This is a genomic window from Actinacidiphila sp. bgisy160 (genome assembly GCF_057707815.1).
Genome location: NZ_JBYIQW010000084.1, coordinates 1 through 21,954, shown reverse-complemented (window position 1 = coordinate 21,954; position 21,954 = coordinate 1). Strand labels below are relative to the sequence as shown.

General features: G+C 70.0%; 21 protein-coding genes and 5 pseudogenes. 17 read left to right on the top strand and 9 right to left on the bottom strand.

Going from position 1 to position 21,954, the window contains the following annotated elements; translation table 11 throughout:
• Positions 1 to 1,166: WxL protein peptidoglycan domain-containing protein (locus AC3EUJ_RS35425; RefSeq protein WP_431968835.1), on the top strand; the 1,166-nt coding region annotated here is incomplete at its 5' end.
• A 9-nt stretch (positions 1,167 to 1,175) separates the two neighbouring features.
• Here AC3EUJ_RS35425 and AC3EUJ_RS35420 read toward each other — a convergent pair.
• Complete coding sequence (locus tag AC3EUJ_RS35420) at positions 1,176 to 2,867, bottom strand: TROVE domain-containing protein (protein WP_431968833.1); 1,692 nt, start codon at positions 2,865 to 2,867, stop codon at positions 1,176 to 1,178.
• 595 nt (positions 2,868 to 3,462) lie between these two features.
• Positions 3,463 to 3,978 carry a VOC family protein gene (locus tag AC3EUJ_RS35415; protein WP_392604616.1) on the bottom strand — a complete coding sequence of 172 codons (516 nt, stop codon included), beginning with the start codon at positions 3,976 to 3,978 and terminating at the stop codon, positions 3,463 to 3,465.
• A 751-nt stretch (positions 3,979 to 4,729) separates the two neighbouring features.
• On the opposite strand from AC3EUJ_RS35415, the gene AC3EUJ_RS35410 reads away from it, so the two are divergent.
• From AC3EUJ_RS35410 to AC3EUJ_RS35395, 4 genes are all read left to right on the top strand, one after another.
• Positions 4,730 to 5,008, top strand: a complete 279-nt coding sequence (locus AC3EUJ_RS35410) for a hypothetical protein (RefSeq protein WP_431968831.1) — start codon at positions 4,730 to 4,732, stop codon at positions 5,006 to 5,008.
• Positions 5,009 to 5,196: 188 nt separating this feature from the next.
• Positions 5,197 to 5,601: a RidA family protein gene (locus AC3EUJ_RS35405; protein WP_431968829.1), complete on the top strand. Its 405-nt coding sequence runs from the start codon at positions 5,197 to 5,199 to the stop codon at positions 5,599 to 5,601.
• 33 nt (positions 5,602 to 5,634) lie between these two features.
• Positions 5,635 to 6,588 (top strand): RNA polymerase sigma-70 factor, encoded by a 954-nt coding sequence (locus AC3EUJ_RS35400; RefSeq protein WP_431968827.1) that lies wholly within the window; start codon positions 5,635 to 5,637, stop codon positions 6,586 to 6,588.
• 98 nt (positions 6,589 to 6,686) lie between these two features.
• Entirely contained in the window at positions 6,687 to 7,898 is a 1,212-nt protein-coding gene (locus AC3EUJ_RS35395) for an NAD(P)/FAD-dependent oxidoreductase (protein WP_431968825.1), read from the top strand.
• Between the two features lie 146 nt (positions 7,899 to 8,044).
• On the opposite strand, the gene AC3EUJ_RS35390 is transcribed toward AC3EUJ_RS35395, so the two are convergent.
• Entirely contained in the window at positions 8,045 to 9,058 is a 1,014-nt protein-coding gene (locus AC3EUJ_RS35390; RefSeq protein ID WP_431968823.1) for a DUF1259 domain-containing protein, read from the bottom strand.
• A 789-nt stretch (positions 9,059 to 9,847) separates the two neighbouring features.
• On the opposite strand from AC3EUJ_RS35390, the pseudogene snpA reads away from it, so the two are divergent.
• Positions 9,848 to 10,489 (top strand): annotated as a pseudogene (snpA, locus tag AC3EUJ_RS35385) (snapalysin); the annotation flags it as partial.
• Between the two features lie 780 nt (positions 10,490 to 11,269).
• Here snpA and AC3EUJ_RS35380 read toward each other — a convergent pair.
• Complete coding sequence (locus AC3EUJ_RS35380) at positions 11,270 to 11,737, bottom strand: hypothetical protein (RefSeq protein WP_431968821.1); 468 nt, start codon at positions 11,735 to 11,737, stop codon at positions 11,270 to 11,272.
• A 337-nt stretch (positions 11,738 to 12,074) separates the two neighbouring features.
• Between AC3EUJ_RS35380 and AC3EUJ_RS35375 the strand changes: the two are divergent.
• The 3 genes and pseudogenes from AC3EUJ_RS35375 to AC3EUJ_RS35365 all read left to right on the top strand — a co-directional run.
• A pseudogene (locus AC3EUJ_RS35375) lies at positions 12,075 to 12,519 on the top strand (IS481 family transposase); the annotation flags it as partial.
• 140 nt (positions 12,520 to 12,659) lie between these two features.
• Positions 12,660 to 13,388, top strand: a complete 729-nt coding sequence (locus tag AC3EUJ_RS35370) for a DinB family protein (protein WP_431968819.1) — start codon at positions 12,660 to 12,662, stop codon at positions 13,386 to 13,388.
• Between the two features lie 46 nt (positions 13,389 to 13,434).
• Positions 13,435 to 13,749, top strand: a complete 315-nt coding sequence (locus tag AC3EUJ_RS35365) for a transposase (protein WP_431968817.1) — start codon at positions 13,435 to 13,437, stop codon at positions 13,747 to 13,749.
• Positions 13,750 to 13,819: 70 nt separating this feature from the next.
• Here AC3EUJ_RS35365 and AC3EUJ_RS35360 read toward each other — a convergent pair whose 3' ends face one another.
• Positions 13,820 to 14,614 carry an alpha/beta hydrolase gene (locus AC3EUJ_RS35360; protein WP_431968815.1) on the bottom strand — a complete coding sequence of 265 codons (795 nt, stop codon included), beginning with the start codon at positions 14,612 to 14,614 and terminating at the stop codon, positions 13,820 to 13,822.
• Positions 14,615 to 14,929: 315 nt separating this feature from the next.
• On the opposite strand from AC3EUJ_RS35360, the gene AC3EUJ_RS35355 reads away from it, so the two are divergent.
• On the top strand, positions 14,930 to 15,241 hold the full coding sequence (locus AC3EUJ_RS35355; protein WP_431968813.1) for a transposase: 312 nt from the start codon (positions 14,930 to 14,932) through the stop codon (positions 15,239 to 15,241).
• 67 nt (positions 15,242 to 15,308) lie between these two features.
• Entirely contained in the window at positions 15,309 to 15,956 is a 648-nt protein-coding gene (locus AC3EUJ_RS35350) for an IS3 family transposase (protein WP_431968811.1), read from the top strand.
• Here AC3EUJ_RS35350 and AC3EUJ_RS35345 read toward each other — a convergent pair.
• Positions 15,853 to 16,077 (bottom strand): annotated as a pseudogene (locus tag AC3EUJ_RS35345) (transposase); the annotation flags it as partial. The gene AC3EUJ_RS35350 and the pseudogene AC3EUJ_RS35345 overlap by 104 nt on opposite strands.
• A 2-nt stretch (positions 16,078 to 16,079) precedes the next feature.
• Here AC3EUJ_RS35345 and AC3EUJ_RS35340 point away from each other — a divergent pair.
• The 5 genes and pseudogenes from AC3EUJ_RS35340 to AC3EUJ_RS35320 all read left to right on the top strand — a co-directional run.
• Positions 16,080 to 16,362, top strand: a pseudogene (locus AC3EUJ_RS35340) (integrase core domain-containing protein); the annotation flags it as partial.
• A 39-nt stretch (positions 16,363 to 16,401) separates the two neighbouring features.
• Positions 16,402 to 16,560: pseudogene (locus AC3EUJ_RS35335) on the top strand (site-specific integrase); the annotation flags it as partial.
• Between the two features lie 420 nt (positions 16,561 to 16,980).
• Positions 16,981 to 17,814: a hypothetical protein gene (locus AC3EUJ_RS35330; protein ID WP_431968809.1), complete on the top strand. Its 834-nt coding sequence runs from the start codon at positions 16,981 to 16,983 to the stop codon at positions 17,812 to 17,814.
• Between the two features lie 8 nt (positions 17,815 to 17,822).
• Complete coding sequence (locus tag AC3EUJ_RS35325; RefSeq protein WP_431968807.1) at positions 17,823 to 18,179, top strand: hypothetical protein; 357 nt, start codon at positions 17,823 to 17,825, stop codon at positions 18,177 to 18,179.
• A 295-nt stretch (positions 18,180 to 18,474) separates the two neighbouring features.
• Complete coding sequence (locus AC3EUJ_RS35320) at positions 18,475 to 19,500, top strand: hypothetical protein (RefSeq protein WP_431968805.1); 1,026 nt, start codon at positions 18,475 to 18,477, stop codon at positions 19,498 to 19,500.
• A gap of 294 nt (positions 19,501 to 19,794) precedes the next feature.
• On the opposite strand, the gene AC3EUJ_RS35315 is transcribed toward AC3EUJ_RS35320, so the two are convergent.
• Genes AC3EUJ_RS35315 through AC3EUJ_RS35305 form a run of 3 tightly spaced genes read right to left on the bottom strand, consistent with a single transcriptional unit; the run spans position 19,795 to position 21,420 of the window.
• Positions 19,795 to 20,241, bottom strand: a complete 447-nt coding sequence (locus AC3EUJ_RS35315) for a GNAT family N-acetyltransferase (protein WP_431968803.1) — start codon at positions 20,239 to 20,241, stop codon at positions 19,795 to 19,797.
• Positions 20,174 to 21,301: an NsdA family TPR-like regulatory protein gene (locus tag AC3EUJ_RS35310; protein WP_431968801.1), complete on the bottom strand. Its 1,128-nt coding sequence runs from the start codon at positions 21,299 to 21,301 to the stop codon at positions 20,174 to 20,176. The genes AC3EUJ_RS35315 and AC3EUJ_RS35310 overlap by 68 nt, the downstream gene beginning before the upstream one ends.
• Complete coding sequence (locus tag AC3EUJ_RS35305; RefSeq protein WP_431968799.1) at positions 21,241 to 21,420, bottom strand: helix-turn-helix domain-containing protein; 180 nt, start codon at positions 21,418 to 21,420, stop codon at positions 21,241 to 21,243. The genes AC3EUJ_RS35310 and AC3EUJ_RS35305 overlap by 61 nt, the downstream gene beginning before the upstream one ends.
• A gap of 138 nt (positions 21,421 to 21,558) precedes the next feature.
• Here AC3EUJ_RS35305 and AC3EUJ_RS35300 point away from each other — a divergent pair.
• Positions 21,559 to 21,954, top strand: a 396-nt coding sequence (locus AC3EUJ_RS35300) for a recombinase family protein (protein ID WP_431968797.1), incomplete at its 3' end; no start/stop codon positions are given.

Sequence of the window (21,954 nt, the reverse complement as noted above, 5' to 3'; positions counted from 1 at the left end):
CCCCCCCCCCCCCCCCCCCCCCCCGCCTCCCGCTCCAGGAGAACCCCGACATGCACCCGTCCGCACCGCGCCGTACGACGCCCCTCGCCCGCACCGCCCTCTTGGTCCTGTTCGCGGCCCTCGCCCTCGTGGGCCTCCACGCGGGGCCCGCCCGGGCGGCCGACGGCGACGTCACCTGGACGGTCAGGACGGCCGCGAACGGGTTCGGCGACGACCGGTCCAGCTACAGCTACACCGCGAACCCCGGCGGACAGGTCAAGGACGCCATGGTCGTGGCCAACCGCGGCACCACGCCGCTGCGGCTCGCGCTGTACGCCTCCGACGGCTACACCACCGACACCGGGCAGCTCGACCTGCTCACCAAGGACAAGAAGTCCGTCGGCATCGGCGCCTGGGTCCACGCCGGCCGCGACAGCGTCGTCATCAAGCCCGGCAAGACCGCCGAGATCCCCTTCACCGTCACCGTGCCGGACAACGCGACCCCCGGCGACTACGTGGGCGGCATCCTGACCTCGCTCAAGCAGTCCGACGAGGCCCAGGGCATCAACGTGGACCGGCGCCTGGGCATCCGCGTCAAGCTGCGGGTCAGCGGCGAGCTCAGGCCTGAGCTCGCGGTCGAGGACCTGCACGTCGACTACAGCGGCCCGGCCAATCCCTTCGGCACGGGCGACGCCACCGTCACGTACACGATCCACAACACCGGCAACGCGATGCTGTCGGCCCGTCAGGCCGTCTCGGTCGCGGGGCCCTTCGGCCGGCTGCGGGCGAAGGCCGGCGACATGCCCGCGCCGCCCGAGCTGCTCCCCGGCGAGAGCTGGAAGGTGAAGGTGCCCGTCCACGGCGTGGCGCCGGCGGTGAGCCTGACCGCGACCGCCACCCTCACCCCGCTGCTCACCGATGCGTCGGGCTCCATCAACCCCCTGGACCCGGTCGAGGCCACCGCCCACGGCTGGGCCGTGCCCTGGATCCTGCTCCTGCTGATCGTCCTGCTCGCCGCGGCCGTCGCCGTCGCGATCGTCCTCCGGCGCCGCGGCCGCGCACGGCGCAAGCAGCGCGAGGACAGCCGGGTACGGGACGCCGTGGAGAAGGCGCTGCGCGGCAAGGACGCGCAGTCGGCGAATCCGGAGCAGCCGGAGCAGACCGCGAAGCCCGGGCAGAAGGCCTGACCCGGCCCGTCAGTCCGTGACGGCGGCGGGGTCCCAGGGCCACGAGGCGTCCCGCCCCGCCTCCAGGAGCGGGATCAGCCGGAACGCCGCGTCCGCGAGGCCGCCGAAGGTGTGCCGGTGCGGCCCGGTCGCGGCGTGGCCCATGGCGTACCCCGCCAGGTTCCACGTGTACACCGGGACGTGCTTCGGGACGGCGCCCATCGGGTCGCCCAGGGGCGACCAGAAGGCCTGTTCGTCGGTCACCACGACCACCCGGTCGTGCCCGGAGTAGTGCCGGGTGACAGCGGCGGCGGTGTTCGTCCCGCCGAGGTCGCCGAACCGGTCCAGCGCCCGCAGGACGGACTCGTTCCGCGCCGGTTCGACGCGCAGGCTGCCGGTGCCGAACTGGACGAGGTCGGCCCGTTCGGCCCGCATCGCCAGCGCGGTGCCGAAGATCGCGGCGGAGTCGGCCCGGTTGAGCTCGGTGTCCGCGCTCGGCCGGTCGAACATCGAGCCCGAACGGTCGACCAGGACCAGCGTCCGGCCGGGCAGCGCGGGCACGTTCGCCAGCGAGTGCCCGAGGGCCCTCTCCAGGGGCTCCTCCCAGCGGCGTGAGGGCACGTTGCGGTGCGCGGCCAGGTAGCGGAACGGGAACTGCCGGGAGCGGAGCACCTCGGCGGGGTCCGAGATCCGGCGGGCCACCTCCGCGGCCGCCTCGTCGCCGACCCCGGCGAGGTCGAAGTTGCGCAGGTTGCGGACGAGCGCCATCACCCCCATCGAGGGGATCACGGCCTCCCACACCGCGGCGTCCAGCGGCCCCTGCAGCCAGCCCGCCAGCGCCTCCCAGCTCATCCCCGCCGCGGCCAGCCGCTCGGCCCCGTCCGCCCCGGTGACCAGCGCGTACCGCCGCTCCACCGGTACGGAGAGCAGCGCGTGGTGCGCGGCGAGGAGCGGTTCCCCGGCTGGCGGTACGGCGCGGTCCGGACGGTGCCGCCGGTCCAGCGCGTACCGGAACAGCCCGCCCTGCCAAGGACGGCCGGGCGCGGGGGCGGGGTGGGTGAGCTCCAGTACGTCGCCGAAGCGGAAGTCGTGCGAGGGGGTGTCGTACCTGAGCAGCGCGCGGCCGGTGTAGAGCCGGCGCACCGCGTCCGCGACCCCGCGCTTGAGCGGCTGCGGCAGCCTCCGCCCGTAGCGGGAGGTCCAGTACGCCAGCAACTCGCCCGGCTCGTCCGGGCGTTGCAGCACGGCCTCGACGGCCTGCCGGGAGAAGCCCGCGGCCCCGGCGTCCAGCCTGCCGCGGACGAACTCGGCCGCGCCCACCACTGACGCCGTTCGTATGTGGGCCTGTGTGCGCAGCCAGCGCAGCAGACCGAGAGTCCACTGCGGGTCCTCGACGGCGAGTCGCCGCACCAGGCGGGCGTAGCGCTCGTCGCGGGACCCGGCGCCTTCGTAGAAGCTGTTCTGACCGGCCATGTGGGAGACGGCGAGCAGGAACAGCTCCGCCTTGGGCTCCCGCGCGTATCCGGCGCCCGCCTCGTGGTTGAGGCCGGGCGGCGGGAACGCCGTCCGCAGCACGGCCCCTGCGGACCGGGGAGGCGCCACGACCCAGCGGCCGTGCAGGGAGAGCGGGGAGGTGGCACCGCCCGCGGTGACGCCCGGTATCTCGGCCCGGATCTCCTCCCTGGCCTCGGTCTTGGCCCGCTGACGGTTGAACCGGGTCATGCAGATGTCCCCCTGGAGGGTGGCGGTCGGAGGGCGCGCGGCGGGAACACACGCGGAACGGGGCACGCGCGGTCACGGAATCGCCCGGCCACGCGAAGGCGGCGCCTCCCGAGATCAAGGGTGTGCACCGGTGTGTACTTGTTCGCAGGAAGTAACCGGGGCACGGCGCATCGGAAGGCGTCGGACGGTGACGTTACCCGGCCCCGTGCGCCGGCGCATCCCAATTGACGCGGGCGCGATGGGCGGCGCCCGACGAGGGTGTCCTGCGCGCTCTCCACCGACGCGACGTCGCGCGGGAGTTCTCCCCGGCCGCCACGGCCCGGGCCGGCCGTATCGGCGCACCGGGCGTCCGCCGACGGGTCGAAGTCGGCGTCATCGCAGCGGAGTTCGAGTTCCGCGGGTTCTCAGGTCCCGGCCGCGCGGGGCGTGGGTGCGGGGCGTGAGTGCCCGGCTCCGCGGTGTTCCACCGCGGAGCCGGGGGAGCGGGGCGGTCCGGGCCGCGGCCCGGCGCGTGCGGGGGCCGGACCGACGGCCGTCAGATGATCGTCCGCCCCTCCGGCCGGCGTCCGGCGCCCGCTGCCCGCATTCGCTCGTGTCAGAGGATGTACTCGCCGAGGGCGTAGCCCTTGGGCTCCGTGATCAGCTCGATCCTCAGCCCGTTGGGGTCGGCCAGGAACATGCTGTCCGCGACCTCGCTCGGGAAGGCCGCGTACGCGATGCCCTTCTCCTCCAGGCGCTCCTTGACGGTGGCGAAGGCCTCGGGCGTGACCGACAGCGCGATGTGGTGGCCGCCGCCGACCGTCTCCGCGTAGTCGGGGTGGGGGTGGCCCGGGAAGTCGAAGAAGGCGAGCATGTTCTCGGCGCCCATGTCGAAGAAGAAGTGCGTCGACCCGCGGTAGTCCCGGTTCTCCATCAGGTCCACCAGTGGGAGGCCCAGGACGTCCCGGTAGAAGAGGATGGTCTCCTCGACGTCCCGCGCGATGAACGCGGCGTGGTGGACCCCCTGCGTCGTGGGCGCGGGGCGTTCCCCGGCCGGGAGGAGGTAACGGTCCCTCAGCTCTGCCTGACGCTCCAGGATCGCCTGCAGTTCCTCGCCGTGCGGCTGTGCCATGGTCGTGACTCCTCATCCTGCGGACCGCGCGAGGTGCGCGGACTGCAAGGGCGGGCACCTGGGCGACGGTGCGGAGCCCGCCCTGCTCCATTCATGCTTGACGCGTCAACCGAACATAGGGCTATTTATTTGACGCGTCAAGCATGGAGGGGTCGGCGCCATCGACGACTCGCCGCGCGACCGGCCCCTCGGCCCTTTCGGGCGGTCGGCATCGGGCGGTCGGCATCGGGCGGTCGGCATCGGGCGGTCGGCATCGGGCGGTCGGCATCGGGCGGTCGGCATCGGGCGGTCGGCATCGGGCGGTCGGCATCGGGCGGTCCTCGCCGGACGGTGCCCGGGGAGCGGGAGCCGGTGATCGCATGGCGTGGGCCGGCGACGGCACGGCTGGGACCGGCGGCCACGGAGGGTGACCTCGGACCCCATGTAATGGCCATGGGATGCTCGTGCGTGACCGCTCTCCCAGGCGGCCCGAAGATTTCCGGCGAGCCGATCACACGCTCTCTGACCTGCGGAAAAGCGGCCCCGATGACGCTGAGGCGCAGCGCTTTCTTTTGACTCCGCGCCGCACCCGTGTCACGGTCATGTCCTCGGCGTTTGCTGCCTTGCATCACGGCGTCCCTGCCCGGTGAGCGAGAACGCGTGGGTCACGTGCCACTCGTCCTGCCGGCTCCAGGCACACGAAGCCGGTTCGACGACGGTCGGAAATGGCACGGCCGTTGTCCACCAATCTTCACGTACGAAGGAGATTGACATGCGCGCAAACATCACCGTCCGCCGGACTGTCGCCGCGGCGCTCGCGGCACCGATGCTCGCCTTCGTCGCGGCGGGCACCGCCGACGCGGCACCGCAGACCACGGCCTCACTGGCCCGTCCGACAGCCGTCACGAACTACGTCCAGGGAGGCGGCGGCTTCGGCGGCTTCGGCCCGATCCGCGGGAACTACGGTTTCTTCGGCGGCGGTTTCGTCCCCGTCGTCGTCCCCGTCATCGTCCCCGTCGGAGGCTTCAACTCGTTCTTCCCGTTCCGCTAGAGGCTCACCGCTCCTAGCGCCCATCGCAGCACGCCGCGCCCGGCCGGGAGGCCCGTGAAGAACCGCCACGGGCCTCCCGGCCGGAGGCCGCGGTCGCGTCGCTCCTGTCACACCCCGACGGCGGCTCCGGTCTCAGCTGTCGGCCCCGTTCATGTGGGGCCGGTCCAGTCGACGACGAGGAGACAACCGTGACCGTCCGGTCCAGGGAATTCAACTTCGGTATGCCGTGGGAGTCGCTCTACGGCTACAGCCAGGCCGTACAGGCCGGCGACACGCTCTACATCTCCGGGCAGTTGTCCCACGACAGCGCGGGAGACTTCATCGGGACCGGCGACTTCGAACTCCAGATGAGGACGACCCTCGACAACCTCGACCGCGTGCTGGAGCACTTCGGCGCCGGCCGCGACCAGATCGTCGAGACCACCGTCCTGGTCAAGGGCCTGCGGGACCACTTCGACACCGCCGCCCGCCTGCACGCCGCCTACTGCGGCGAGCACCGCCCCACCAGCACCGTCATGGGCGTGTCCGACCTGGCCCTGCCCGACCAGCTCGTCGAGATCGGCGCGGTCGTCCGCCTCGACGTCGCGCACTGACCCGCGCCGCCCGCGGGGACTAGGATCGCGGCCATGGCCCTGACCCCGCACGACGTGGAACGGTTCGAGGCGTCCAGGCCCCGCCTGGAGGCCGTCGCCTACCGTCTCCTCGGCTCCGCGAGCGAGGCCGAGGACGCCGTGCAGGAGACGTTCCTGCGCTGGCAGGCCACGGACGTCGACCGCATCGAGGCCCCCGAGGCCTGGCTGACCAAGGTGCTCACCAATCTGTGCCTCAACCAGCTCACCTCGGCCCGGGCCCGGCGCGAGACCTACGTGGGCCAGTGGCTCCCGGAGCCGCTGCTCGCCGGCGACCCGATGCTCGGCCCGGCCGACACCGCCGAGCAGCGCGAATCCGTCTCCTACGCGGTCCTCGTCCTGCTGGAACGCCTCGCCCCCAACGAGCGCGCGGTGTACGTGCTGCGGGAGGCCTTCGACTACCCGCACCGCGAGATCGCCGAGATCCTCGACATCACCGAGGCCGCCAGCCAGCAGCTCCACCACCGCGCCAAGAAGCACGTGGCGGACGGCAAGGCCCGCAGGGCCGGCGCCGAGATCGACGAGGCGGCGGCCCGGCGGGTCGTCGAGGAGTTCCTGGCGGCGGCCGCCAGCGGCCGGACCGAGCCGCTGGTGCGGCTCCTGACCCAGGACGTCGTGGCGGTCGGCGACGGCGGCGGGAAGGTCCCGGCCCGCGCGAAGGCGTTCGAAGGCGCCCTCGCCGTGGCGAAGTTCCTGCGGGGCCTGTTCAAGCCCGCTGCCGCCAAGCGCGCCCTGATCGGTGGTACGGCCGAGGTCCACGCGACGGCCGCCAACGGCGCCCCCGCCGTCGTGGCGGTCGTCGACGGCCGGGTCGTCGGCGTCATGTGCCTGGAGGTCACCGCTGAGGGCATCATCGCCGTCCGCAACCAGGTCAATCCCGACAAACTCGAACGCGCGACCAGGCGATGGGCGGCCGGCGACCACGGAGAGCCCCTGCTCCACGCCTTCTGACCCCCATGTGACGTGCTTCACACCCTGTTCCTGTCAGGAAACGGCGGGCCGCCCGGTTCAAGTGGCGAACCCGCTGGAGAGCAGACAGGAGCCAGGACATGCAGCACCGCATCGTCGTCCTCGGAGCCGGATACACCGGAGCCAGCGCCGCCGGGCGCCTCGCCAGGCGGCTGCACCGTGAGGACGTCGCCATCACCCTCGTCAACGCGGAGCCCGACTTCGTCGAGCGCGTCCGGATGCACCAGCTCGCGGCCGGCCAGGACCTCACGCCCCGGCCCCTCGGCGAGATGTTCGCGGGGACGGGCGTCGAACTGAAGGCGGCGAAGGTCACCGGCGTCGACGCCGACCGCCGCACCCTCACTGTCACCGTGCACGGCGCGGACGGCGTGGACCGCGACGAGGAGCTGGCGTACGACACCCTCGTGTACGCCCTGGGCAGTGGCTGGAAGGACCAGGGGGTTCCCGGCGTCGCCGAGCACGCCCACGAGATCGCCGGCCGCCCCGGGGCACTCCGGGTGCGCGAGCGCCTGGCCGGCCTGGACGCGGGACAGCACGTCCTCGTGGTCGGCGGCGGCCTCACCGGCCTGGAGACCGCGACCGAGATCGCCGAGGCCCGCCCGGACCTCGCCGTCGCCCTCGCCGCCCACGGCGGCCTCGGCGACTGGCTCGCCCCCAAGGGCGCCCGGCACCTGCGGAAGGTCATCGACAGGCTCGGCGTCACCGTGCACGAGCACACCACCGTCACCGCGGTGGCGGCCGACCACGTCGCCACCGCCGACGGCACCTCCATCCCGGCCGCGGTCACCGTGTGGACCACCGGCTTCGCCGTCCACCCGATCGCCGCCGCCACCACCCTGGAGACCGACGGCACCGGCCGGATCGTGGTCGACGGCACCATGCGCTCGGTCTCCCACCCGGACGTCTACGCCATCGGCGACGCCGCCCTGGTCATGGGCCCCGGCGAGAAGCCGCTGCGGATGTCCTGCGCCTCGGGCCTCCCCACCGCCTGGCAGGCCGCCGACGCCATCGCGGCCCGCCTGACCGGCGGCAGGCTGCCCAACGTCCCGCTGCGGTACTTCAACCAGTGCATCTCGCTGGGCCGCAAGGAGGGCCTGATCCAGTACGTCACCGCCGACGACCGCGCCGTCAGCGCGGCCCTGACCGGACGGCTCGCCGCCATCTACAAGGAACTGGTCTGCAAGGGCGCCGCCTGGGGCGTCGCCAACCCGACGATGGGCATCCCGTCCCGCCGCCGCCGCGTCACCCACCGGCCCGCCCCGGCCGGACCCGCGGTCCGCACCCCGGCCTGACCCCCTTGCCGCCACGCCCCGCCGCGGGGACCACCCCCGCGGGCGGGGCCGCGGAGCGAGCGGGACCGCCGCGGCCGCAACGGGTGTCCCCTGCGGAGCGGCGGTCGTGACACGGAAGCGACGGCCGGCAAGGCCGCCGGCGGCCCTCAGCCGATCTCCACCGCCATCCCCTTGACGTTGGTGGCGTCCAGCGCCTTCCGGATCCCCTTGGCGAGCTTGACCGCGTCACCGACGGCCCAGAAGTGGACGAAGAAGAGCCGGGGTTCGTCCGTCAGCCCGTGGTTGTGCAGTTCGACGAGCTGGCACCCGGCCTGCCTGAGCGCCGCGAGGACGTCCTGGACCTCACTGGCGATCATCGCGCAGTCGCCGCTGACGGCGGCCCTGCCGTTGCCCAGCGGCTGGTAGTTGATCGCACTGGTGGATCCGAGGCCCGGCGGCAGGACCATGCCGGCGTCGGTGACGGTCTCCCGGCGCACGAAGGTGTTCTTGTAGACCCCGTCGTCGATGCCGCCCTTGACGCCCATCACCTTGTCGATGGTGGCGACGTCCAGGTCCAGCTCGCGGGGCACGGAGTGGTCCGGCCGCCCCGGCGGCGGCGCGCCGGTCCGGTCGAGCGCGGCACGCAGGCCCTTGGCGATGGCCACGGGGTCCTTGCCGTGCGCGTGGACGTGGACCCACCAGATCTCCGGGTCCTGCGACAGCAGGTGCTTGTGGATCGCGGTCTGCTCGATCTTGCGCTCGTGCAGCACATCCGCGAACGACTGCATCTCCTTCTCGGTGACCACCACGTCGCCCATCAGCAGCGTGTTCCCGTCGGCGTAGCGCACGAACGACACGTGCGAGCCCAGGGCGAGCCCCGGTTTGACGGTGACGCCCTGCGAGACCACATTGAGGTCCCGGCGCGGCAGACCCGTGTGGTACATGAACTCGCGCCTGATGTCGCCCGTCCGGCCCAGCGCGACGGCCACGTCCTTCCAGTCCGTCAGAGCGGTGCGCACGGGCATGACCGACGGGTGGTTGTGCTGTTTCGACGTTCCGGTGGGCGCGCACGCGGAGATCGCCCCGCCCAGCATCGGCGCCAGAGTGGCCGCGGCGAGCAGATGCCGCCGTGACGCACCTGCCTGCGGGTGGGTGTCCTGCTGTCGGTCCTCACGCATCATGTGTGCCTCCTGACGGGATGGAAGCACGGCAAACGGCGGACACACCCCAGCAGCGCCAGCACTGCGGCCAGGTGGGTGAAGCGCCCGTCGGCAAACGGGTGAGCCGACCGGGCGGAAAGCGCTTCCTGTCCGGGTCCACCACGCCCGGAGGTCGCCGGCCGCGTCGGCCGCGCCGGCGTCGGCCGCGCCATCGCGCCGCTTACGCATCGCGGCGCCCCGGACGCCGGCGGCGGGCGGAACGCTGCTGAGGAGAAGCCGGCCGACCTCTGTGCCACGCCGCTCGCCGGTGCCCGGCGGGCTCGGCTTCCCTCTTGATCAGGACTGAGCGGTGGCGCCTTCAGCGGTGAGGGCGAGTCCCCGGGGCGAAAGAGGCGGAAGCCCGCATGTTATGACATCGGTCACAGCGCTCCGCCAACCCACTGGCGCACTTAGTAGATACGGCATGGCGGACATCTGGGTATTTGCCCCTCTTTGCCCGAATGTAGATCTCGTCGTGAATCCCGGAGTTCCGCCCGGCCGCCCTGCCAGCCAGCTGACCTGTGAAGCAAGGCTTTTGACATCACATCAGTTTGTCCTCGCACCGCCATGTGCGGACTGGAGCCCCGCGCGCTGCCCTGGCGAGGTCCTGGCACCTACGAGGCGACGTAGTGGCGGGACCCTTTGCGCTCCCTGTCGAGCGGTTCTAAGAATGGCGACCCACAGAACGTCGTCGCAGTTCAGAACCGGTGTTCACGCGGAGTCGACCGCGCACCGGGCGCTCGGCGTCACCGAGTGAGTAGGAGCCCTCGCATGAAGTCGTTCCAAACGCCCCCGGGACTCCTCGCCCTCGCTCTCGGCCTGGGTCTGGCCTCCAGCGCGCTGGGCGCGGCGGTGCCGGCGAGCGCCCAGACGATCGCCACCCCGCCCGCTTCCGCCGCTACCTCCGTGGCGCGGTACGCCGGGTCGGCTCAGGAGACGGCGAACAACAAGGCGTTCTTCCAGGCTGTGCTCAAGTCGGTCGCCGAGAAGCGCGCCGCCCAGCCCAACGCGCAGGCGGTGACCGTCTACTACGACGCCTCCCGGGCACCGAGCTTCCGTTCCCAGATATCGAGCGCGGCCTCGATCTGGAACAGCTCGGAGTCCAACGTCAAGCTCCAGGAGGCTTCGAGCGGTGCCGACTTCTCCTACTACGAGGGCAACGACTCGCGCGGGTCCTACGCCTCCACCGACGGCCACGGAAGCGGCTACGTCTTCCTTGACTACACCCAGAACCAGCAGGACGACTCGATCCGCGTCGTCACCCACGAGACCGGACACGTGCTGGGCCTGCCGGACAACTACAGCGGGCCGTGCAGTGAGCTGATGTCGGGCGGCGGCCCCGGCCCGTCCTGCACCAACCGCCACCCCAACGCCACCGAGCGCTCGCGGGTCGACCAGCTGTGGGCCGCCGGAGCCGCACAGTCCCCGGGCACGGTGAACCAGCCCACTGACCACCCGAGCACTGGCACTGAGCCGCCGGTATGGTCCGGGGCGCCGGGCCAGGGTACGGGGCGTCCGCACGGCGGCCCGTCCTGGCGTTGATCGCGTTCCCGAATGGGAAGCTGCTCGCTGCAGGGCATGGCTGCAGCCGCACGCTCAAGCCGGTCGTCCGAGCACGCTTGCCGACCGACAGACGCTGACCAGGGGCAGCGTGTGATCCCGGTCGGCAAGCAGTCGCTTCCCCCGCCGGCGATGTTCGTCGCTCGCGGCAGGCGGCCGTGCGGGAGCGCGCGGGGGAGCAGTGGATCACGAGCGACCACGCCTTCACCGCGCGCCCGGCGCGGCCCGCCGAGACGCGGAACCCGTACCGCTCGTTACGCGCGAGGCGCGAAGCGCCGGCCTCCGGAGGGCGCTGTTGCATGGGCGGCTCGGTGCCGGATCGCCGTCACATCAGCCACACGGACCGGCCGCCGCGGAGGCGTCCCGGTCGCGGGTGAGCGTGGCCGTTGACGCCGGATCTGGACGCCGAAGACCCCGAGTCATGCCGAAAGGGGCACCCGTCGCTCCATATTTGCCTGGCGGCCTCCGTATCTACTTGCTGGTTCCTGCTTCGGTGGCGATCGCTATCGGCAAGGGGTGGAGTTTTGGTGATCTCCACCGTCACTCTGCCGCGATTCCGCGTCGGCAGCTACGCCTGCCAGGTCACCCACTCCGAGCTCTCAGACGCGGAGGCGGCAGCCGAAGGGCTCCGGATCACGACGCCCCTGGCCTGGGCTCCTCGCCGTCGTAAGCCGCCAGCGCAGCCTGGCGGCATTCCAGCAGGCTGCCGAGAACCTCGGGGGTCACGTGCTCCTGGGCCAGTGCCACCGTGGCCCTGGCCTCGACCGACGCCCATGCGTGCCGGGCGCGCTTGTTGGCGCGGCGCCTGGTGTCGCTGCGCAGGAAACCCGCTCCCGCCGCGAAACCGGCGGAGGCCAGAGCGGCGAGGGCGGCGGGAAGGCGCATGTCCGCCGAGGCCAGTCCTGCCGTTCCCGCCGTCCCCGCGAGCAAGGCCGCGGGGAAACCGAGGGCGATGTCCGTCTTGGTCCAGAACTCGGCCCGGCGATGGGCGAGTGTCCTCTGGCGCGTCGCCTCGTCTCTCAGTCGCTCGACCTCGGCACGCAGGCGGTGCGCGGGCTCGTCCGGACTCAGGCGGGTGGTTCCGTCAGCGGGAGTGGCCATAGGGGAATTCCAACATGTCTGTGGCAGAAGGTAGTTGGTGAGTCCGGACAGCCTTCGGGCGCGGTAGACGTGAGCTTCCCACGATGGTGTCCCACCACGGTGTAGTCGATCCTGCCGATGATCTTCACCGTCGCTCGTGCGCGATCAGGCTGACTGGCGTGCTTGTACTGCGTGCGTAGGCCGGCGTGCAGGAATTCCGGTCGTGAATGGGGCCTTTGCCGCCGTGATCGCCTACACCACTCCAGGGACGTGACCCTCGTGAGACGGCGGGACTGCTGACTCCCTGAGGTGCTCGACTACCGTGCGGTCCATGCGTTCTGCGCTGGACACGCCCCAGGGAGCGGCCGACCTGGCCGAGTCGTTGTTGTGGTTCGGGCCGGCGCTTGCCGGCAACGCGGTGACCCTGCGGATCGACGTGAACCGGCTGCACGTCCTGATCGACCGCACCCGGCACAAGACCCTGCCCTCCAAACTGTCCCGCAGTGACCTGCGAACTTTGCTGGCCTGCGGCGATGCCCGGACCGCCGGCCCACCCCCCGACCGTCCCACCGCCGGCACCGCAGACCGCCGAACGGATCGTCTCCAGCAACGGCGGCTTCGTCATCGCAGGCCAACGCGTCCAAGTCGGCCGCACCTGGGCCCGCCAGGTCTTCACCGCCCACCTTGATGACACCGTCATCCAGGTCTTCCACGGCAACGACCTGATCACCACTGTCCCCCGCACCACCACCAAGGGAGTGGTCGTCCGCAAATCCGGGGAGTACAACAAACGAAAAATCGTCGAGCCCAAACGTCAAGCATCACCCGACGCCAAAACGTCCAGCATCAACCGAGACCCGACAGCGATCGCTTCATGATCGTCTGAGACCTGTCCCGTAAGTCGTGACCCGGGGATGTTGGCTTGTCGGTGCTTGGACCTAGCATGCGGAGCATGACGCGGTATGTTGACGAGGATCTGCACGGTGCGGAGTTCCGTGAGTGCGATCTGACCGGGGCACGCCTGATAGGCGTCGTCATGCAGGATGCCGTGATCGACGGACTCATCACCAACCTCGTGGTGAACGGTGTCGAGGTCACCGAGTACGTCGAGGCAGAGCTCGACCGGCGTCATCCGGTGCGGGTGCTGATCCGTTCCGAGGACCCGGCCGATCTTCGCGAGGCATCGCGTCAGCTCCATGCCGGCTGGGCCGCCACGATCGAGCGAATCCGCCGTACGCCCGGCATCGAGCGCCGCAACGTGAACGACGAGTGGTCGGCGGTGCAGACAATGCGCCACCTGGTCTTCGTCCACGACTCGTGGTTCCGCCGCTGCTGCCTGGGCTCAACGGACCTGTTCACGCCGATGGGCATCGGGACGACCGTCGAGCCCTACCGTGGAGCGCACGGGCTTGACCTCTCGCTCGATCCGGCCCTCGACGAGATCGTGAGGGTGCGTGACGCACAGGCCGCCCAGCTCGAAGCCTGGCTCGACGAGGTCACCGCTGTGCAGCTCGCTGCGCGAGCGCCGGTGCCCGACGACGATGTCTGGCCGCCGTATGCCCGGGGCCGCTTGGTGCGGCAGTGCCTCGGCACGGTGCTCAACGAGACCTTTGAGCACCACGGCTTCTGCGTCCGCGACCTCGACCTGATCGAGGCGCAGGACGCTGAGTAGGGCCGGCTGCGGACTCGAGCCACCCGTGGGGTGGGCTTGATCCGCTTTGACGGACATCGGAGATCAGGGGCTTCGGTCCCGGAAGGATGATGTCCATCATGGAGAGCATGGGGAAAAAAAGCCTCGCCCTCGCCGCTCGTTCACCCCGGAGTTCAAGGCCGAGATAGTCGAGCTGTGCCGGCGGGGTGACCGCTCGGTCGGTCAGGTCGCCAAGGACTTCGACCTGACCGAGACCGCGGTACGGGACTGGGAAGCAAACCGCTCCCACAGCGAGGAGCAGACGCAACAGGAGCGGTCGGCCCTCGCTCAGCGCGCGGGCTCCGAACCAGACCAGCCCAACTGCGAGGCCAAGACCCACTAGCCACCGCCACCATCTATCGCCGTCGGCTGCCGCGTGCCAGGCGCCAGAAGTCGCGGCCGTGGTTGCCGTATTAGGAGTGGACGAGTGCCCATTCGAGGGCGTAGTCGGCGATCTCCTGCCAGCCGTCCTGGACGGCCATCAGGTGGGAGCGGCCAGGAAACACCTTGACCTCGGTGGTGGTGCCCTCCGCCTTGTAGTGCCTGGCGTTGGACATCTGGACCTTCGGTGGCATGACATGGTCGAACTCGCCTGAGAGGAACAGTAGGGGCGCCCGATTGGCGTTGTGGAAGTTCACGTACGTCTCGGTGTGGCCGGGGTGAAGGTTGGCCAGCGAGCCGCTCCATACGATGTTGCCTGGTGCGGGGATGTGGTAGCGCTCATATGTGGCGCGCGCGTAGTCGTCGGGAAACGTGTTCGCGAAGGCGTAGTGCCATTGGTCGAGGTCCAGTCCGACGGCGCGGTGCCGGTTGGCCGGGTTCTTCAGGACGGGGAAGAGGGACCGGATCTGGGAGAGTGGTACGACCGGTACGCCCTGGGTGGGCGCGGAGTTGATCACCACTCCGGCGGCACCGAGGCCGCGGTCCAAGAGGATCTGGGTGAAAAGGCCGCCAGCAGAGTGACCCATCACTATGGGCGGCTGGTCCAGCCCCACGATCAGCTTCTTCAAGCTAGAGATGATTGCCGGAACGGTCACGGTCTCGATCGGGCTCGGGTCGGCGTTAAGGGCCTCGACCTCCACCTCGAATCCGGGGTACGGAGGCGCGATGACACGGAAGCCCTTGTTCTCGTAGTGGGCGATCCAGTTCTCCCAGGCCCGCGGCGTCACCCAAAAGCCGTGGACGAGGACGATGGTGTCGGGTTGCATCAGTGTGCTCCTTAGCGGGTCGACCGAAGGCTGGTCGAACCTAAGACCGATAGGGTCCGGCAATGTGACAGCAGGGCAAAAAAATTGCCCCTGTGGCACAGAAGGTGCTGATGTCGACCGCCTCTATGCCAAGCAGGTGTCCAGGCGACGCAACGTCCGTAGGTGGTGATGTTCCGTCGTTGGTGCTGAGCGAGCGTACGAAGCAGCAACTGCCCCGGCCGGCCGCCAAACCGGCATCGTGAGCTGCACTGATCTTCGTGGAGTCCCTGAAGTCTGGGTTTGTTGCGATCCAGGCGTAAAGGAGAACTACCAGCAGTGCCAGCACCCCGTAAGTACCCCGATGAACTCCGCGAGCGTGCCGTCCGCGAGGTCCCCTCGACCGGTCGTCCCGTCGCGCACGTCGCCCGTGACCTCGGCATCCACAAGGAAGCCTTGCGATCCTGGGTCCGCCAGGCCGAGGCCGACGCCGGCGAGCGCGACGACCGTCTTACCGCCGCCGAACGCGACGAGCTGGAAGAACTCCGCAAGGAAAACGCCGAGTTGCGGCGGGCGAACGAGATCTTGAAGGCCGCCTCGGTGTTTTTTGCCCAGGAGATCGACCGTCCCCGGACGAGGCCGAGCAGGTGATCGACCACCTGCGCGACATGGGCCTCGGGGTCGATCTCCCCCAGAGGGGGCACCCCCAGTCTGCCGGGTGCTGGACCTGTCGCCGTCGGCCTACTTCGCCCGCAAGACGCGACCGAAGTCGGCCCGCCGCCTGCGCGATGAAGAGTTGATTCCGCTGGTCAGAGCCGTGTGGGAGGACTCAGGTCGCACCTACGGCGCCCGCCGGATCACCCGCGCGCTGGTCCGCTCCGGACGCCAGGTGGCGCGCTGCACGGTCGAGCGGTTGATGCGCGAGCTCGGGATCGAGGGCGTCATCCGCGGACAACGCCGTCGCACCACGATCCCGGAGCCGGCCGCGCCGCGCCCGCCGGACCTGGTCAACCGGCGCTTTGCCGCCGAGCGCCCGAACCAGCTGTGGCTCGCGGACCTGACCTACATCCGCACCTGGTCGGGCTGGGTCTACGTGGCGTTCGTCCTGGACGCGTACTCCCGCCGGATCGTGGGCTGGCAGGCCGCCACCCACATGCGCACCGACCTGCCACTGGATGCGCTGGAAATGGCGCTGTGGCGCCAGAAGATCAAGAAGGACGCGGGACTGATCCACCACAGTGACCGCGGCTCGCAACCCGCATTCAAGCGGTCGTCGCAACACCGGCTTCTTGGATCGATAGTAGTTGTTCGTTCAGGGCTTCGGCGGGTGTCTTCCAGCCGAGGGTTTTGCGGGGCCTGTTATTGAGTGCGTGAGCAACGGCCTGGAGTTCGTCGGCTTCCCGTCGTGATAGGTCGGTGCCCTTGGGGAAGTACTGTCCGTTATTGTTTTCGTTGGTGCCGCGTTGCCAAGGGCTGTGCGGGTCAGCGACAATACGTGTCCATTCGCTACACAGAGCGATTGGCAGAGGTCGGCGCCTCCGCGTCGGTCGGGTCCGTCGCGGATAGCTACGACAACGCGATGGCCGAGGCCCTGAACGGAACATTCAAGGCTGAATTGATCGAGCATCAGGGACCGTGGCGGGACTTCGCCCAGGTCGAGCGGGCCCTCGTCCAGCAGCGAACGACTCCACTCCGCCCTCGGCTACGTCCCGCCCGACGAGTACGAGCAGGCGTACTGGGCGCAACTAGAGGAAACCCCGCAGACCGCTTGATCACACGATCGCGGACTCCACGAAATTCGGGGCAGCTCACTGATCGCGCGCAACGTGGTGTCGCTCGTCGAGCCGCCACAGGTGGAGCAGCGCGACCTGTCGCCCTGGTCGCTGGACGAGACGCTCGACTTCCTCGCGGCCGCCCGGACCGATCCGCTGTACGCGGCCTCCGCTTTGAGGGACACCAGGGGACCGCGCAATCCATCTCCTCGGCCACGTTCACCAGTCTCACTCTGGACACCGAGACCATCGACAGCGACGGCGGACACAGCACCGTCACCAATCCGTCCCGCTACACCATCCAGGTCGCCGGGACCTATTTCCTCCTCGGGCAGGCCTGTTTCCCGTCGAACGCGACCGGCAACCGCGGGTGCCGACTGCAGGCCAACGGTGCCAACATCCAGGGGGGCGCCTCGCTCATCCCCGCAGCGACCGGCAACGCCTGCGGAGTGCCGTGCTCGGCCATGGTCTCGCTCAGCGTTGGCGACTACGTCGAAATCCAGGGATACCAGACATCCGGCGCGGCATTGAACACCGCCAACCCCACCGACTTTTCAAGCGGCCTCCGAGTGCTCTGGATTTCCGGCTGACCCGCTAATCCCGGAAGGAGAACGGCAAATGACCACTCCTCAGGTAACTCCGCAATGGCGGAAACTTCTCGACCACGTCATGGCCGTCCCCGAGCGGATTTACGAGACGTGGGAACCAGTCGTCGGCTGGAACAACGAGACCCCGTTCGGGGAGCAGTACGGCTGGGACGGCGTCGCGTGGTGCGTCATGTTCGACTGGGACATGTACGCCGACGTCGGCCTCACCGCGGCCGTGCCGAAGACCGCCTCGGTCTCCGCGTTCACCTCCTGGGCGCGCGTCCACGGCTGCTGGTCCGAGTACCCGTCCATCGGAGCCTGGACCAACTTCGGCAACGGCGCCCACACCGAGATCGTCACCGGCTTCGACGCCACGTACGTCTACACCAAGGGCGGCAACTCCGTCGCGGCCGGCGCCGCCGATGCAGGCCAGGGCAACGGCGTCTTCTCCCACCGCACCGAGCGCCGCTCCTCCCGCGTCACCGGCTACCTCGCGCCCGTCTTCCCCGACGGCATCTGCCCGCCCACCGCCGACCCCGCCGACCCGCGCGGCGGCAAGCCCGCCACCGCCTACCGCTGGGCGCCCGCCGTCGCCAACGTGATGCCGGCCTTCCCCGGCCGCGGCTACTTCCTCCTCGGCGCCACCTCCGACCACGCCCTCCTCCTGCAGACGTGGCTCCACCGCGGCCAGTGGGGCCCGCCGTACCGCGTCGGCCCGTCCCGCACCATGACTGCCCTGGACCTGCTCAAGGTCAAGGCCCTGCAGGAACACTTCCTCGCCGCCCTCGGCCCGGCCGACGGCAAGACCGGCCCCAAGACCTGGCAGTACGCGTACGAGGTCGCCAACGGCCTCCGCAAGAAGTAGGCCCCGCCATGGCACCGGACGCGCAACTGTGGTCCGCGTTCATCGGCTTCGCCGCGCCGCCGCTCATCGCCGTCGTACAGCAGCCCCGCTGGTCCAGCACCGCCAAGACCCTCGTCATGCTGCTGTCCTCGGTGACCCTCGGCTGCGGCTCGGCCTACTTCGGCGGCCAGTTCACCGCCCACACCGTCGGAGGGAACGTCCTCATCGTCGCCATCGCCGCGGGCTCCGCGTACCAGACCGTCTGGAAGCCATCCGGAGTCGCGCCAGGGATCGAGAGAGCCACGTCCCCGAAGCCGAGCCGAGGGCGGCACCGGTCATGCGCGAACCAGCGGAGGCGCCGGTGTCATGGCGGGTGGTGGCCATGACGTGGAAGACGTCCGTCGGCTGCGGACCTCCGACGCGGTCGCCGCCATGCGGCCATGGCGGCGGGCTGAACTGTGACGACGGTCTCTCCGCAGACCATTTCGAGACCAGGTACTCTCGCTTTAGTAAGTAAAGTCAGGGCCCTACGGAACCGGGCGGCCCTTTCGTAGGCTGCTCGCGCGAGGCGTTAGACGACCGGTCGGCTATACTCGCGCGTCGGGGACTGCTTCTCCGCCACTACTCATTAGGGATGCGGAGCAGGCATCGCCGCGTAGGGAAAGGAAGGAGCTGTTTTCTTTGCAGTATGGGTTCAAGAAATTTCGCCTGTGGGTGGTGGTGGCTGTCGCTGCGATCACCGTCACCGTGTTCGGGACGCAGGCCTTCGCCGCCCAAGAGGGCGAGCAAAACATTTGGTTCCCCGAACAGGCAGCTGGCGCACAGATACACGTGACCGCCGGGTTCTCGGAGGCACGTAACCCGAACGGCAATATTCTCCAGGTGTGGCACGACCGTGATTCGAATTACATCCGCGTCTCATACAATCACGGCGGGGCGGCCTTGTGGCCGGGGGCTGTCACGCAGGCTGCTCCGAGAGTCATCTGGACCGGGTATGGATGGCGGGTATTCCACACGGGACAGGACGGGAGTATTTATTACGCGGGGCTGGAGATCCGCGCCGACGGGACGCTGAATCTTGGGACCTGGCAGCGGCTCGTTACGCCGACCCGTTTGTCAACCTATGACCCCCCTGCGGTGGTCGGACTGGAGAACGGTCCCGGCAGCGATAGCGAATCTTGGTACATTGCCTACCGAGATGCCAATGGGGATGTGCGGGGCCAGTACCACCAGCGGCTCAACGGTCAAGACACATGGTCCGCATGGCAGTGGATTGGTGCAGCCCAGGGAACGGTCGCGGCGCCTGGCATCGCTTTCAATGCGAGCTGGAATCGTCTTGTGCTGTCCTACACCCGGCCCGGTTCCTATGAGGTCGGGGTGACGACTCAGATTCTGGGATCCTCGAACTGGTCGGCGGGGACTGTTCTCTCCGGCTTTTCGGGCACCCAGCACAGCATCCCCACAGTTGCCCTGACGGACAACAGTAACGGCCAGATTGCCATTCAGGCGTTCGGCAACGTATTCCGGATCGCCCACATCTGGCTCGACTCCAGCCGCAACTTTCATTGGACGTGGGGACAGGAAAGCACGGGCTGGCAGACCTTCTGGGATCCGTGGCTCACGGCTGTGGGGAACTTCGTCTACCTCCTGGCCAGCGCAACGGATAACCAAGACCCTCTGTACTGGAAGCAGTCGGGTTCCTACTGACAGCACCGTCCGCACGTCGCAGTCGGGGGCACCGGAACCAAGGTGACCTCACGGCCGCGATCAGGGTGGAACGACGGGCGCAGCCAGTCCGGACCAGCCGCGATTCGTCAGTTCCGACATGCAATGGGCCCCGCCCATAGGCGAGGTCTATTGCAGTCAGAAGTGGTGGGAGTGTTGTGCCTCGGCCACGGGCGCGCCGAGCAGGCGCTCGAGCCGAGCGGAACGGAATGTCGCCATGCGTAGATCTTGGCGAGAAGGTTCCCGTCGCGGGTGGATTTTTCCCTGGCCCTCAGCTCAGAACGGGAGCCGGTACACGACCTTTCCGCCGTTCACCGGGACGCCGAGGGCCTCGTAGAAGCCCAGCGCGGTCGGGTTGTCGGTGTCGGCCGTCCACTCGAGCCGGGTGCAGCCGAGCTCTTGAGCCGCGGTGCGGACGGCGTCGAGGAGGGCGCGGCCGACGCCGCGGCCGCGGGCCTGGTCCCGGACGTACAGCTCCTTCATCCACGCACTCGTGTCGGCGCCGGCCGCGGGCCAGAGCAGGGAGAAGGAGGCCATGCCGAGGACGTCCTCGCCGTCGCGGGCGAGCAGCACGGTGGCCGCCGGGTGGGCGCCGAAGAGTGCGGCGCGGATCTGGTCGACGTTGCCGGGGGCGTAGTCGCCGCCGTAGTAGACCTCAATCTCGCCGATGAGCCGGGAGATCTCCTCGGCGTCCTTCTCCGTCGCCGGCGTCACCTGAGCCATCGATCATCCCCGCCCTCTCGCCGGGCGGGAGCGCCAGGATCTCGCGCAACACCCGGACCTCACTGACCGCTTGTGTCTCGGGCACCCTAGCGGCCACTTCCCGGGCACGGTAGATGATCAGTGCCGAGCGGTGTGCGGGCGGCAGGGTCACGATGGTCTCAGTGGCGAGAGCGGCGGCTGTGGCCGCGTCGCCGTCGTGGGCGCGGCACATGGCCTGGTCGAGGCGGATGAGGGTGCGGTCGGTGTGATCGCTGTCCGGGTACAGGCCGAGGGCCCGTTCGTGCTGCTCGGCCGCGCGCGGGACGTTGCCCAGGTGGGTCCACGCGTTGCCCGAGTGGAAGGCCAACTGCGCCTCGCTGTACCCGAAGGCCGAGCCGATGCGCTGCTCGGCGGGAAGCCGCTCCAAGGCGGCCTCGGCAGCCTCGAGGGCGGCCGCGGTCTCCTCGCCGTGGCCGAGCTGGGCCAGGGCCCGGGCGCCAAGCGGCGCGGCGAGGGCGGCGCCGACGCAGGGCAGGCCTCCCGCGTAGTGCCGGGCGCGTGCGGCGAGCTCGACGGCGCCATGGAGGTCGCCTCCGTAGTAGAGCTGGTACGCCTCTTGCGCATACATCCACGCGAGGGTCGTGCGGTCCTCGCCGGCCGCGGCCGCGGCCCGGCCGGTGCGCCACCAGTCGCGGGCGGCCGGATCACCCAGCTTGAGGAGCGTGAGGGCCATCAGGCCGGCCAACTGCGCCAGGCACTGGATGAGACGCCGACGGGCGGGCTCGGGGTGACGGTGCGCCAGGACGTGGCGCAGGTCGCCGATGTCCGCCAGGAGCTCCGGCAGGAGCTCGCGCTCGGGCCGGTAGCGGGTGGCGCGGCCGTGCCGGGCCACCGTGTAAGCCCACTCGTCCAGGCACGTCGACGACACCGGCCCCGCGGCGAGGGTGTCCCGGAGGTCGTGCTGCAGGGCGGCGACCTGCTCGAGCGGCCGCAGGCCCGGCCTCATGGCGGCAAGCGCGATCAACTGGCCGTTGGCGTGGAGCGCCTGATCCAGCGCGGCCGCCATGGCCGTGTCGGCCACCGCCGCCCGTTCTCCATGTCGGACACGTAGCTCTTGCCGCAGGCGGCCAGTTGCGCGACGTCCCGCAGGGACCGCTCACCGCGGAGGCGGCGTAAGGCCTGCCCGAAGGTCTCCGACATGGCTGCTCCTCCCCATGTCCGCCATGTCCGCAACGCAGCGGACAGGAGCGGACGCGGTGTGTATGGGCCCCAACCGCCCTACTCGGCAACGCTACTCCCAAGGGCTGATCAACCACGGGGCGTGACGGGAGAAGCGGTGTGGATACGACGGTCAATGAGAACGCGACCACCGCCGCCGCACGACCGGCGCACGCCCCGGAGCAGCCCAGGCGCCGCGCGCTGATCTACGTCTGCATGACGCAGTACGGCGACGTCCACCGGGTCGTCGAGGAGCTCCGCGCCTACGCCCGGCAGCGCGGCTGGGAGATCGTCGGCGAGTACGGCGACCGCCACGGCCTCGCCAGGACCGAGGGCGAGCGCCCGCAGTTCCACTTGGCCCGGGCCGCCATCGCCGCCGGCCACGCCGAGGTCTTCCTGACCTACTACCCGACCATGCTCGGGCTCTGCGCAGGCGAGGCCACCGAGGTCCCGGACTTCGAGCGGTGGCTCGCCACCCATGGCGCCGAGGTCTGCACCGCGTGGCACCCGTGCGTA